This is a genomic window from Erythrobacter sp. S259 (assembly GCF_057364965.1).
This window is the reverse complement of record NZ_CP200286.1, coordinates 2,233,446-2,247,500: the sequence shown is the minus strand read 5'-3', so window position 1 is coordinate 2,247,500 and position 14,055 is coordinate 2,233,446. Positions and strand designations below refer to the sequence as shown.

At 56.9% G+C, this 14,055-nt stretch carries 6 protein-coding genes, 1 tRNA gene and 2 rRNA genes (1 of these 9 cut by a window edge); 8 read left to right on the top strand and 1 reads right to left on the bottom strand.

What is annotated here, in order from left to right:
• The 8 genes from AC0V60_RS10690 to AC0V60_RS10655 form a co-directional block, all read left to right on the top strand.
• A 23S ribosomal RNA gene (locus AC0V60_RS10690) occupies positions 1-1,715 on the top strand; it begins 1,082 nt to the left of the window's first position.
• Between the two features lie 142 nt (positions 1,716-1,857).
• Positions 1,858-1,972: ribosomal RNA gene (rrf, locus tag AC0V60_RS10685) — 5S ribosomal RNA — on the top strand.
• 165 nt (positions 1,973-2,137) lie between these two features.
• Positions 2,138-2,214, top strand: a tRNA-Met gene (locus AC0V60_RS10680).
• Between the two features lie 429 nt (positions 2,215-2,643).
• The gene (locus AC0V60_RS10675) at positions 2,644-3,087 is read left to right on the top strand and encodes a TolB family protein (RefSeq protein ID WP_486178448.1); all 444 of its coding nucleotides are present in this window, start codon (positions 2,644-2,646) and stop codon (positions 3,085-3,087) included.
• Positions 3,088-3,101: 14 nt separating this feature from the next.
• On the top strand, positions 3,102-5,180 hold the full coding sequence (locus AC0V60_RS10670; protein WP_486178447.1) for an alpha/beta hydrolase family protein: 2,079 nt from the start codon (positions 3,102-3,104) through the stop codon (positions 5,178-5,180).
• A 203-nt stretch (positions 5,181-5,383) separates the two neighbouring features.
• Entirely contained in the window at positions 5,384-6,442 is a 1,059-nt protein-coding gene (locus AC0V60_RS10665; protein WP_486178446.1) for a haloalkane dehalogenase, read from the top strand.
• Between the two features lie 187 nt (positions 6,443-6,629).
• The gene (locus AC0V60_RS10660) at positions 6,630-8,474 is read left to right on the top strand and encodes a DUF885 domain-containing protein (RefSeq protein WP_486178445.1); all 1,845 of its coding nucleotides are present in this window, start codon (positions 6,630-6,632) and stop codon (positions 8,472-8,474) included.
• 85 nt (positions 8,475-8,559) lie between these two features.
• Positions 8,560-11,919 (top strand): amidohydrolase family protein, encoded by a 3,360-nt coding sequence (locus AC0V60_RS10655; RefSeq protein WP_486178444.1) that lies wholly within the window; start codon positions 8,560-8,562, stop codon positions 11,917-11,919.
• A gap of 77 nt (positions 11,920-11,996) precedes the next feature.
• Here the strand turns inward: AC0V60_RS10655 and AC0V60_RS10650 are convergent, their stop codons facing one another.
• Positions 11,997-13,835, bottom strand: a complete 1,839-nt coding sequence (locus AC0V60_RS10650; RefSeq protein WP_486178443.1) for an arylsulfatase — start codon at positions 13,833-13,835, stop codon at positions 11,997-11,999.
• Positions 13,836-14,055: the final 220 nt, after the last annotated feature.

Here is a 14,055-nt window from a genome sequence, read left to right as displayed (position 1 = left end):
CAGGAGGTTGGCTTAGAAGCAGCCATCCTTTAAAGAAAGCGTAACAGCTCACTGGTCTAAATAAGGGTTCCTGCGGCGAAGATGTAACGGGACTAAAGGTATTTACCGAAGCTTAGGGTTCATAGTTTTACTATGAGCGGTAGCGGAGCGTTCTGTAAGTTGATGAAGCGGGAGGGTAACCGACCGTGGAGATATCAGAAGTGCGAATGCTGACATGAGTAGCGATAAAGAGGGTGAGATGCCCTCTCGCCGAAAGACCAAGGGTTCCTGCTCAACGCTAATCGGAGCAGGGTTAGCCGGCCCCTAAGACGAGCCCGAAGGGGGTAGTCGATGGGAACCACGTAAATATTCGTGGGCTTGGAGATGTGTGACGGATGGCGGAAGTAGTGTGTCCTTATTGGATTGGGCATGCTGCCAAGTTGTTCCTGGAAATAGCCTCTCCGTATAAACCGTACCCGAAACCGACACAGGTGGTCAGGTAGAGTATACCAAGGCGCTTGAGAGAAGTATCCTGAAGGAACTCGGCAAATTGCCTCCGTACCTTCGGAAGAAGGAGGCCCTGAATCGAGGCAACTCTTTTCAGGGGGCACAGGCCAGGGGGTAGCGACTGTTTAGCAAAAACACAGGACTCTGCTAAGTCGGCTTCAAGACGACGTATAGGGTCTGACGCCTGCCCGGTGCTTGAAGGTTAAGAGGAGGAGTGCAAGCTCCGAATTGAAGCCCAAGTAAACGGCGGCCGTAACTATAACGGTCCTAAGGTAGCGAAATTCCTTGTCGGGTAAGTTCCGACCTGCACGAATGGCGTAACGACTTCCCCACTGTCTCCAGGATATGCTCAGCGAAATTGAATTCTCCGTGAAGATGCGGAGTACCCGCGGTTAGACGGAAAGACCCCGTGCACCTTTACTGCAGCTTTAGAGTGGCATTAGGAAGAAACTGTGTAGAATAGGTGGGAGGCTTTGAAACTTGGGCGCCAGTCCGAGTGGAGCCAACCTGTGAAATACCACCCTGTTTGTTTCTGATGTCTAACCTAGGTCCGTTATCCGGATCAGGGACCCTCTATGGCGGGTAGTTTGACTGGGGCGGTCGCCTCCTAAAGAGTAACGGAGGCGCGCGATGGTATGCTCAGGCCGGTTGGAAACCGGCTGCGAGAGTGCAATGGCATAAGCATGCCTGACTGCGAGACCGACAGGTCGAGCAGAGACGAAAGTCGGTCATAGTGATCCGGTGGTCCCTCGTGGAAGGGCCATCGCTCAACGGATAAAAGGTACGCCGGGGATAACAGGCTGATACTGCCCAAGAGCTCATATCGACGGCAGTGTTTGGCACCTCGATGTCGGCTCATCACATCCTGGGGCTGGAGCAGGTCCCAAGGGTTTGGCTGTTCGCCAATTAAAGTGGTACGTGAGCTGGGTTCAGAACGTCGCGAGACAGTTTGGTCCCTATCTGCCGTGGGCGTCGATACTTGAAAGGAGTTGCCCCTAGTACGAGAGGACCGGGGTGAACATACCTCTGGTGTATCTGTCATTCCGCCAGGAGTGCCGCAGAGTAGCTATGTATGGACGGGATAACCGCTGAAAGCATCTAAGCGGGAAGCCTCCCTTGAGATTAGGTATTTTAGATCCGTCAGAGACCATGACGTTGATAGGCCAGGTGTGGAAGCGCAGTAATGTGTGGAGCTAACTGGTACTAATGATTTATTCGTGCTTGAGAATTCGCACTGTCAATGACAGGCCTGCCTTTTGGGTAAGCTCGTCTTGCGGTGGAGAAATACTCCAGCCAGACGTTCACAAAACCGATCATCGATTTATAACCCGTAACACCCCGCATTGTCGGGGTATCCCACAGGCTTCATTGCTTGGTGGTCCTAGCGACTGTGACCCACCCGATCCCATCTCGAACTCGGCCGTGAAACCAGTTAGCGCCGATGGTACTATGTCTTAAGGCATGGAAGAGTAGGTCGCCGCCAGGCATTGTAGCTTGTGGGAAGTGTCTTAATCGGCGCTGTTACGGGAAAGAACCCATTCACTGTCGACTGTCTTTGGCCTGCCAAAGGCAGGCACTTAGGGGCCTTGCCTTCGGGTTTGGCCCTTTTGGCGTCTCTATGGGCTACATGTCCGGACGCCCAGCTAGGTAGCGCGGGATGGAGCAGTCCGGTAGCTCGTCAGGCTCATAACCTGAAGGTCGTTGGTTCAAATCCAACTCCCGCAACCAGCAATTTCTCTTAGCGAACGCAGTGAGATTAGAGAAAAGCTGCCCCGGCCCTTCGGCTGGCTGGCAGGCCAGCCGCTCAGGATGAACTGCCCTACTGGCAGGCCGGGGCCGATTGCCGAAAGGCAATCGATGCGAAGGACCGAATAACGTGAAGGCTCGGCTTTGTGCGCCTCCCCCGGAGACACAGTCGCCTGCGCTTGGTTCAAATCCAACTCCCGCCACCACCTAGTAGTGCACGCACTAACAGCAGAAAACGCAATCATCTAAAGCAGATTAGTGCGTGAGGTGCCCCTGTTGAGGCAGGAAGGGGACAGTATGCGTTCGAAGCGCCCAAGAGGTTCGATAGACCGCCTGCTTCCGGCCGAATTGCGCACAAACCTATCTGAGTATAGGCTAGCCGCTATGCGAGTTTCAAAGCGAAGTGGCCGGATGTTGTTTGTATTCAGAGCCGCAGTTATTGCTACTCAGATTGTCTTGGCGGCGTTTCTTGGAGTGGCAGCTCATGCTCGCCCACTTACAATTGATGACGTTTTAAACCTTCAAACGGTAGATGGCGCTGATATTTCTCCCGACGGCCGCGATATCGCGATCTCTATGCCGCGCCCTGCTGGCCTTGGGGAAGTGTATGGCCGAAATGCGTATGAGATAGACCCATCACGCAACGACATTTGGTTAGTCAAGCGTGATGGAAGCGATCTACGCGCCCTCACCAAGGGCAGCCCGGCTGCAGCCGGTTACTGGTGCCCGCACTGGAGCCCAGATAGCAAAAAGCTCGCCATGCTCTCCACCGAGCCGGAGGGGGAGAGCCCAGAGGAGGCGATAGCGCTCGTCTTTATGTTTGGGATCGTTCATCAGATGCGCCACGCCGAGTGAGCAATCGCGCGATAATGACGCAGGTTCGCTATGGGGGAGGGCTTAACGCATTAGACTTACGCGGAGCTGGTGCAAGCAGCCCAGCGGTGTGTCGTAGCAATGATGAGAATGCACCCTTTTTGTGGTTGGATGAGACACGCCTTTTGGCTGTGCTCATGCCCGAGGGAGAACGCTCGGCAATGGTCGACCGTTTCGCTAGATTCCACCGCGAGGCCGCTCGCGCAGGACAAGGATTGCGCGCAGGAGAAAACCCAACCGTCTCGCGCTCGGATAGCCGCGTTGAGGGTAGCGCAGCAAACGCAGCGGAACTGGTCATATTTGATCTGGCACACGGCTCGCTCACCAGCCTTGGATCTATCCCGGCCTTTCCCATGTTCGGTGCACTTTCTATTGTTTTGTCGCCTGATGGTGGGCTTGCCGCCGTACTCGCGCCGCGCCGCGCAATACCGCAGCATCTTTTGGCTCAGCCACGCCTGAATTTCGGCACATGGGAGGTTGAAAATGCGCTTTTTGTGGCCGACCTTCGGGGCAAGGGCACGCTGACCGAGATTAGCTTACCGAAAGGCGCGCAATACCCGGTTGATCTGGCAGGCTGGTCTCGCGACTCTCGCCGCATTGCAATAAGAGCGCGCGCCACTCCAGCGCGCAACGCAGCCCAGCTCTGGGCTCTTGATAGCTCTACGCTAACGATGGTGTCCATGGCCTCCAACCGAGATGTTGGCCCTCTTTTCCCGCAACACGGCGCCGGAGATTACGCGTTTTGGGCCGATGATCGCCGGCTCCTTGTCTTGAGCAGCAAGACCGGCGGCGAAAAGCGTTGGCATATAATGGATAGCCAGACTGCGGAGGAGACCACCTTTTCTTCAGATCAAGAAGGGCTGACATCACTCACGGCGCTGGGCGATGGGGCGCTTGTGGGCAAAGGAGACGCGGGCCACGTCCGCTATGACCGCGAGGCACAGGGGTTTGTGAGCTGGCCGACTGCGTCTTTGTCTGAATGCAAAGATCCAGCGCAGCTTGAGGTCAATTTTAAGGACGGTTCATCCGTAGTCTCTTTGCGGACGGCAGCAGGTCCAATCAACCGCACTGTGACGCTCGATCCATCCACTCGCATACTTGACCATGATTGCACCGGGCTCGTGGTCGTTGAGAAAGGTTTTGAGGGAAGCGCAATTCTATCGGTGCCCTGGGGCCGCAATCCGGTGCTTTTGATGAAAAGTAACACTCATCTCACTGAGGTTCAGCGAGGTGAGCGGCGCATGATCGACTATGTGCACGTTGATGGCAGCCCTCAAAAAATGGCGGTGATGTTTCCGCCAGATTACGACCGTTCTAATTCATATCCAACGCTCTTTTGGGTCTATGGCGGCTACTCTCCCAGAAGCGTCGACAACTTCTTTTTCGATCCGCATATGTCAGGCTTCTACAATCTCGAGCTGTATGCCGGACAAGGATATGTGGTGGTCATCCCGTCAATACCTATCCCGCGCGGCGATGCACCAAGCGAACCTTTCGGTGCGGTCTCTGATGGTGTTCTTCCAGCCCTCGATGAGTTGGTCCGCCTGGGCATAACAGATGAGCGGCGTGTTGGCGTTTTTGGACAGAGCTTTGGTGGATACGTGGTGAATGCTCTTGCCGCGCAAACGGACCGCTTTGCAGCAGTAGCCTCGATCGCAGGTGCCAGCGATTTAGCAACCAACGCTGCTTCGTTTGACCCAGCGGCGCGGGGATGGCGTGGTGCGGATCAGGACATGTCTGCCAACCAAGGCATCTACGAAACTGCGCTTCACTTTCAGGTCGATCCGGGTGCCGATCCAGGACTTTACCACCGCAATTCGCCGCTGACCCATGTCGATCAAATCACGACGCCGCTTTTAATCATCCACGGGGAGCTTGATAGCCGGGCACCGCTAACTCAGGCTGAAACGCTCTATTCTCTGCTGCGCCGCCGTGGACGGCCGGCGCGTCTCTTACGGTATTGGGGGGAGAACCACTCTTTAGCCAATTCCCCGGCCAATGTGCGCGATATTTCGGAAGAATTGTTGACTTGGTTCGGTGACCATCTGAAGGGTAATCGCGAACAGCACGACTGACATGCCTGGCTATTATCTTTGGTTCAGATAGCGGCCCTTCGTTCGTGGCAGATTTGGCCGTGAACAGTATTGCGTAGCCTCACGAAATCGCGGCCCGATATAGTTGCAAGACAACCGGGCGAAAATTGCCTATCTGTCTTCACATAGCCATGTAAGGTTCGGTCGAAAATGACCCTCCAAGAGTGAGCAAGGGGCGCGAAATCATGATGAAAATTTTCAAAGGGCTGCTGATTGGCTTGGGGCTCCTTGCGGTCCTTGGTGTGATTGCGGTTGTCTCATTGCAATCCTCACAGGAATGGACGACCGGCGAAGTCGTACGCACCCCGGATAGCCAGTTTGAAAACCTGCCCGATTACGATTTTGAGCCAAACTATGTCGAGGTGGCGAACTACAGAATTCACTATGTCGATGAGGGGCCAAGGGACGGCCAAACCGTTCTGTTGATGCATGGACAGCCATCGTGGAGCTATCTCTACCGTCATATGATCCCTCTGCTGGCTGATGCTGGATACCGCGTCATTGCCCCTGACAATGTTGGGTTTGGCAAGTCTGATAAACCGGTGAACTGGTCGGATCATTCCTATCAAATGCATGTCGATGTGATGACCGGTTTTGTCGATGCGATTGAGCTTGAGGATGCGACCTTGTTTGCCCAAGATTGGGGCGGTCTTATTGGACTTCGTGTGGTGGAACAGCGCCCAGATCGCTTTGCTCGGATTATGCTGTCGAACACAACGCTTCCGGCGGCGGGCGGGGTGCAAGGCTGGCTTGGCTACCCATTGTTTCGGGCGTCTGTATGGAACGAGGGCGATGTTCAGGAACTTGAATTTGGCAGCGAGGATTTCTCTTTTGCCACATGGGTCGCCTATGCGAAGACGAGTGACACATTTGACTTCTCTGTACTCTTCCAAAACGCGACCACACGCGAATTGTCTGATGCAGAACTCGCAGGCTATGCCGCGCCTTTCCCAACCGAGAAGACCATGGCCGGTGTAAGGATGTTCCCAAGTCTGGTGGCAAGCCAATTGAGGCAGAACCAGGCGATTTTTGACGGGTTCTACGCCAATTGGGACAAGCCTTTGATTACCGCATTTGGAAGCGATGACAAGCTGATGGCCGGACGCGACAAACAATGGCAGGAGGGCGTACCGGGTGCCGAGGGGCAGGCGCATACTTTGGTTGAAGGCGGCGCCCATTTCATTCAGGAGGACAAGCCTGAAGAGCTGGTCGAAATCCTGGACCAGTTTATCCGCTCGAACTAACCCCTATGCTCCTGGTAATGGGTGTTCCCCCTCGCCGCAAAGTTTCGCGCCTGTTGGTTTCAAGCGAGCGATGATCTGCGTTTCTGCGAACCGGCGGGCGGTGACAGGGATGCCGGGGTACAGCTCAATTCCCTTTGGAGCTTCTGGGGTTTGACTTGCTCATCTGCGCGCGTCAAACCCTGACGCCATGACCAAACGACACTTTGATGTAACCCGCCGCCAAACCCTTGCCGGACTTGGCGCAACCACTGCGCTCAGCCTGTCCGGATGCAATATGATGGGCGGTGATGGTCCTGTGACGTCACTTGGCCCGGATGAATGGCTTGAAGAGGTTGGCTATAACCTGCTGCGGCACGAACCAGAACGTGCGACGGCGCTGGGGGTGGATGCGGCGAAGTTCGCCGATCTGCGCGGCAAGCTGGAGGATCAATCGCAAGCGGGGCAGGATGCTCTTGCGCAGACGTTGCTGCATGATCTGGAGATCACCAAATCGTATCCGCGAGATAACCTGACTCCTGATCAGCTCACCAGCTTTGAGGCGGTTGAAAGCGGCTATCAAGTGGCGCTGGACGGTCTTGCGCTGCCTTATGGCGACATTCCTATCGGGAGCTGGCGCACTGCGCCTTACGCGGTGATCCAAAACGTGGGGTCATATCTCGACCTTCCGCGTTTCATGGATTCCGGCCACCCGATTTCTAATGATGATGATGCCGAATTCTTCCTTGAACGCATGAAGCAGATGCCCGCCGTGTTCGATGGCGAATTGGACCGTATGAAGTCGGCAGCGGACATAGGCGTGATCCCGCCCGCTTTCCTCATCGACAAAGCTATCGCTCAAATGCAGAGCACAATTGCCACCGCTGAGCGGGCCGAATTGTTTACCTCATCGCTCGCTAGGCGGTCCGCTGAGGCTGGGCTGAAAAACCCGTCTGCCGAAGAAGCCGCCAAGGTTGAAAGTGAGCAAGTTGTCGCAGCGCTCGGCCGCCAGCTTGATGAGCTAACACGTCAACGCGGCCTTGCGACAGATGACCCTGGAATGCGCGAGCGTCCGAAAGGGGAGGAGTGGTATGCATGGGCCCTGCGCTCCAGCACCACCACCGATCTCACCGCTGATGAAATCCACAATCAAGGGCTGGAAGAGCTCGAAGAACTCCATGCCCGGATGGACCCGATCCTGCGCGAAATCGGGTTCACCAAAGGCACGGTTGGTGAGCGCATGCAGGGGCTCAGCCAGGACCCGCGTTATAAATTTGCGGAAGGCGACCCCGGACGCGCGGAGATCATGGCCTTTATCAAGGAGCGGATTGACTGGATCAAAGGCGAAATGCCGCGCGCGTTCAACACGCTGGTTGATCCCAACTTAGAAGTGCGCCGCCTGCCGCTTGCCGAGGAACCCGGTGCGCCGGGAGCTTATGGCGGTGCTGGCAGCAAGGATGGCACCATTCCAGGGCGTATGTGGATCAACCTTCGCACCACGGATCTGCACCGCAAATATGATCTTGCCGACCTCACCTTTCACGAGACCATTCCGGGCCATGTTTGGGAAGGCGAATATTCCAATCGCCTGCCGCTGATCCGCTCGATCCTTGCGTTTAATCCGTTTTCGGAAGGCTGGGCGCTTTATGCAGAGCAATTGGCGGACGAGCTTGGCGCCTATGACGACTTCAAGGTTGGGCGGCTGGGCTATTTGCAAAGCCTTGCCTTTCGTGCCTGCCGCATGGTGGTGGATACCGGCCTCCACTCCAAAGGCTGGAGCAGGGAGCGCGCGGTCAACTTCTTTGTCGAGCGCAATGGCTCAAAAGAGCAGGAAGTCGCAAGCGAGGTCGACCGGTATTGCAGCTGGCCGGGGCAAGCGACGGGCTACAAACTGGGTCATAGCCGGATTGCCGATCAGAGAGCCAAAGCCCAAAGCGAGCTTGGCGAGACTTACGATTTGAAAGCTTTCAACGATGCCGTAATCTTGGGCGGAAATGTGCCGATGGACGTGCTCGCAAAGAACGTGGAGCGCTATATCGACGCGGCAAAAGGGTAAGCGGCGGCCAAGCTGATGCTGGCCCCGTGACATTAGAAAATAGCCAGACTACCAGTCTCGGGGTCTGACAGGGGAGTTTTTGTATATGCGCCGTTTCACCGTTCGCCGTTTAGTCACCGCGATGCTTTCAGGGACCATTTTGGCGAGCGCCAGCGCCGCATATGCGGACAATCACGAAGGCGGTGCAAAGGGGGAGGATGACGCCAAATGGGATGTTCAGGCACCCACAGGCGCAACTATCCGCGAAGTCCCGATCAAGACCGATGAAGGCACTTGGATGGACGTCGATGTGTCGCCCGACGGGCGAACCATCGCATTCACTATGCTGGGCGATATCTACACCGTCCCGATCACGGGCGGTGACGCGAAGCGGATTGCCGAAGGTCTAGCGTGGGAGGTGCATCCGCGCTTTTCACCTGACGGATCGCTCATTGCGTTCACTTCGGATCGCGGCGGCGGCGACAATATCTGGATCATGAACGCGGACGGTTCAGACAAGCGGCAATTGACCAAGGAAGATTTCCGCCTTTTGAACCAGCCCACATGGTCGCCGGACGGGCGTTTTATCGCCGCCAAGAAGCATTTCACCACCCAGCGTTCGCTCGGGACCGGCGAGATTTGGATGTACCACGTGTCCGGCGGCGGCGGCGTCCAAGTGGTGGAGCGGCGCGATGAAGCTCTGCAAAAGGAACTGGGCGAACCGGTCTTCGCGCCCGATGGCAAGGCGATTTATTACACCCGCAACACAACCGGCGGGAACACATTTATCTACGCTCAGGATTCCAATGCGGGCGTGTTTGCAATCGAAAAGCACGACCTTGAAAACGGCGAGGTCACCACTGTGGTCGATGGCTATGGCGGGGCAGTGCGTCCGGCACCTTCGCCTGATGGCAAAGAAATCGCCTTTGTTCGCCGCTATAAAGACACCTCGCAGCTATGGGTGAAAGACATCGCAAGCGGGCGCGAGCGGATGATCTACGATGCGCTTGATCTCGATGTGCAGGAAACCTGGGCCGTCACCGGGGTTTATCCCAATATGGACTGGACGCCCGACGGCGGCTCAATCGTCTTTTGGGCTGGCGGCAAGCTTAACCAGGTGGACCGCGACGGGGCGAACCATGCGGTCATCCCCTTTAGCGTGAATGACACGCGCGGTATTGCCGATGCGCCGCATCCGGTGATCGAAGTTTCGCCCGACCGGTTCACCACAAGAATGGCCAAATTCGGCACGCTGTCACCCGATGGCAGCCGCGTGGTTTTTGAAACGCTCGGCAAATTGCATACGAAATCGGCGCGGGGCCGCGATGGTGCCCGCCCGATGACAGGCAACACCAGCGATACGGTTGAGGCCTATCCCGCCTTTAGCCGTGATGGTTCCAAGCTTGCCTTTGTGCGCTGGACCGATGAGAGGCTTGGCGAGATTGTCGTGGCGAATGCAAATGGCGCAAACGCGCGCGTTGTATCGCCTGCGCCGGGCCACTATGCGAACCTTGCCTGGTCGCCCGATGGCCGGACAATCGCCTACGAAAAACGCCGCGGCGGCTATCTCACCGCGCCTGAGCAATCGGAAAATCCCGGTATCTATCTGCAAGCGGTGAGCGGCGGCGATCCGGTTTTTGTTTCGCGCGGTGCCTCTACGCCGCAATTCGGCGCTTCAAGCGACCGTATCTTCATGGTCGGACGCGAAGGTGACAAGCTTGCTCTTATGTCGTCTGATTTGGACGGGGAGAAGGTGCGCACCCACGCGACCGGCAGCCTTGTCAACGATTTCCGCATTGCGCCTGACAGCCAGACGATTGCCTTCCGCCAAAATTACGAAGTGTTTGCCATGCCGGTGATCCCGGGCGGCAAGCCGGTCGATGTAAACGAGAATAAAGGCCCTGTGCCAATTACCATGGTGTCCAAGGGCGGCGCGGATTTCATGGGCTGGGCGCGCGGCGGCGAGACCTTGTTCTGGTCGATTGGGCCTGAGTTAAAACAAGCGCAGGTCAGCGAATTCTTCGCCTCGAAGCCCATGGGCGAGGATGATGAAGACAATGGCTACGAAACACCGGACAGCGCGATCCCGATGGCGGTCACGGTCAGCAAGCCTGTGCCCTCGGGCATCGTCGCTATCACGGGTGCGAAAATCCTCACCATGGCAGCTGGCCTCGGCACCGAGGATCCCGGCGTCATTGAGAACGGTGTCATCATCATTGAAGGCGACCGGATCGCGGCCATTGGTGCAGCAAGCGAAGTTGACGTGCCAGCAGGGGCCACAATGGTCGATGCAAGCGGCAAAGTGGTCATGCCCGGATTTGTCGACGCCCACCACCATGGCCCCCACGGCACGGGGGAGCTCATTCCGCAGCAGAACTGGAGCCTTGTTCAGGATCTGGCGATGGGGACCACAACCACGCACAATCCCTCCAGCGATGCGAGCCTGATCTTCGCCTCGGCTGAGCGGCAGATGGCAGGAAAGCTTCTCGCACCGCGCATCTTCTCAACAGGGGAGATCGTCTACGGGGCCAAAGCGCCCAGCATTTACGCGCGGATCGACACATACGATGAAGCGCTCGCCCATGTCCGCCGGATCAAGGCGCAGGGCGGCATCTCGATCAAGAACTACAACCAGCCGCGCCGCGAACAGCGGCAGATGGTGGCGCGCGCTTCGGTAGAGGAAAACATGCTGGTGGTGGCCGAGGGCGGCTCACTGTTCGGGATGGATATGAACCTGATCGCTGATGGTAATTCGACCATGGAGCACAACGTGCCCGGCGACGTCTTCTACGAGGATGTGTTACAGTTCTTTGGCCAATCCAATACCAATTACACGCCCACTTTGACGGTCACATATGGCGGCCTTGCAGGCGATCCGTACTGGCGTCAGGCGACCGATGTGTTCGACCATCCACTGATGATCCACTCACCGCCAAAGGTGCTTTTGGCAAGCAGCGGGCGGCGGACAAAGGCTCCTGACTGGGCATTTGTAGACGACAACGCAGCACGCGAGGCCAAGAAGTTCTCAGATCGCGGGATCAAAGTGTCGATCGGCGCGCATGGTCAACAGCCGGGCCTTGGCGCGCATTGGGAAATCTGGAGCTTTGCACGCGGCGGCTTTAGCCCTGTCGAGGCCCTCAAAACCGCGACGATCTACCCAGCACAATCGCTTGGCATGGAAAAGGACGTGGGCAGTCTTGAGGTTGGCAAGCTCGCTGATCTTTTGGTCCTTACCGCAGACCCCACTATCAATGTGCGCGACAGCGACAAGATCGAAAGCGTCATGATCGGCGGACGGATGTACGATGCTAAAACGATGCAGGAAGTCTTCACAGGTGACGGAGGACGCCGCGCTTATTGGTGGGAAGCTGGCATGGGCGGGGGCGCAGGCGGCTCTGAGCGCGCAACCCACGCTGGCGGCGGCCACAATCACGGCGACGGAGATGGAGACAGCCATTCTTACTGAGGATCAGATCGCGATTAGCGGTGGGTGGCAGCGTTTGTCCTTGGAGCGGGCGCTAGAAATGCGTGTTAGGCACCAGGTTAGTGGGCCATTTGGCGCGCCATTTTACGGCGCTGCCGCAGCCACCGGATGCCGAAAAACAAGATCAAGCCCAGCGCGCCCAGAACACCAAGCAGCAGGATCATGTGGCCGGTGGGACTGGCAAGCGTATCAAGGAAACTGAACTTTGCACTGCACCACCAATTGCACTCGCCCTCGTAAAAAATGCCCGAACGAAGGCCGCGGCGTGGGTGCGGCGGGATGACACCGTTTGCTTCGGCAAACTCATCATAGGCCGCAACCATTTCAGAGATTACTTCTGGATGCGCTTCGGCCAGGTTTTTGGTGGCACTGGGATCGGCGACGATATCGTACAATTCCCATTCGCCGCTGCCAAAAGGCGGGCTTAGCCAAACCGCTTTCCAGCGCCCCTTACGCGCCATGCGGTTGCCAAACAGCTCGTTGAAGAAGATGCGCGTTTCATCGAAGCTCGCCTCTTCGAAAATCGGAACAATAGAGGTTCCTTGTGGTTGTAGCTTGCCTTCATACAGTGGGTCGGCTGCGGGATTGATCCCGGCGAGTTCATAGACCGTGGGCACGAGATCAGTGACATGGGCAGGAATGGTCCGCGTCACACCGCTTTCCAATCCCGGTCCTGCGACAATCAACGGAGAGCGCACGCCCCCTTCGGCCACGGTGCCTTTGAACCGGCTAAACGGAGTGTTGCTCGCATGCGCCCAATCGCGACCCATGGAGGTGAAGGAACCCATCTGACCCATCGTCTCGCGGCTGAGGTCGAAATTCTCATGCAGCCATTCGCGTGTGTTGCCGCGATAAGCGAGCGGCGTTGTGACCGCTGCGCCATTGTCTGACATGAACATGATGTAGGTGTTGGATAGCTGATTATTGGCTTCAAGACGCGCGATAACCCGGCCAAGCTCAGCATCGAGCAATTCAACCATGGAGGCATAGATTTCCATACGTTTGGCATGGGTGCGGCGTTCCTCATCGCTTCTTTCGTCCCAGGGCGCGTAGTGAGAATCGAGCCATGACGGGAAGTTGAGCGCCTCTGCCATTTCAGCATCGGCCCCGAGGTGTCCCAGTTCGATCAGACGCTGACGCCGCTCTTCACGCGACACCTCGGGCCCATCGTCGAACACGCCTTTGTAGCGGCCGATCCAGTCATCGGGAACCTGCAAGGGATCATGCGGAGCAGTGTAGGTCAGATAGGCGAAAAACGGCTCATCGCCTGCTTCGTCAATATATTCGATAATCTTATCGGTGTAGCCGATGGTGGAATACCAATCGCTCGCCAGCTTCGTCGGCTTGCCGTTCTCAAGGTAGGTCACGTTTTCCGACGGCGTGATCATCATGGCATCGGCGAAATGGCTTGCGCCGCCTTCGACAAGGCCAAAGCTGCGTGCAAAGCCGCGGCGGTGCGGGCGCTGGTCTTCATCAATAGCCAGATGCCACTTGCCGCTCATCATGGTGGTGTATCCGCGGGCGCTGAGCATTTCTGCGAGGGTCACGACGCCGTCATGTAGCTGCGCACCGTAAGCGAGATGGCCGATCTGATTTTCGGCTTGGAGATTGTGCATCGAGCCAACGCCGGCGGCGTGATTGCTCACCCCGGTCATCAGCATCGAGCGGGTCGGTGAGCAGGTCGGGGCGACATAGAAATGCGACATGAAGATGCCGTGCTGCGCTAGGCTATCCAGCGTTGGTGTTCTGATACGGCTGCCGAGAAATCCGGGGTCGGACCAGCCCATGTCATCGGCGACAACGATAAGGAAATTGGGCTTCGTTTGTGCGTGGGCCGGGTGTGCAAGGCCCATTACCATTGCGCAGGCGACCAGCATATGGATCCAAACCCTCGTCATTCGATTCCCCTCTCAAAGGTAGGCCAGCTGATTTTTGCCGCGGTTAAACCGCATGCGGCGCAGCGTGCTGTCTTCTTACACAAATTAATGCAGTAATGCAGCGGTGACCAGGGCGGCTATGGGGGCGATAAAGAACCAAGTTCCAATCTCGCATCCAGTAAAGCCCCATAATCCTTCCTGCCTCCCAGCACACACACTCTCTCTTCGCTGTGTACCTCGG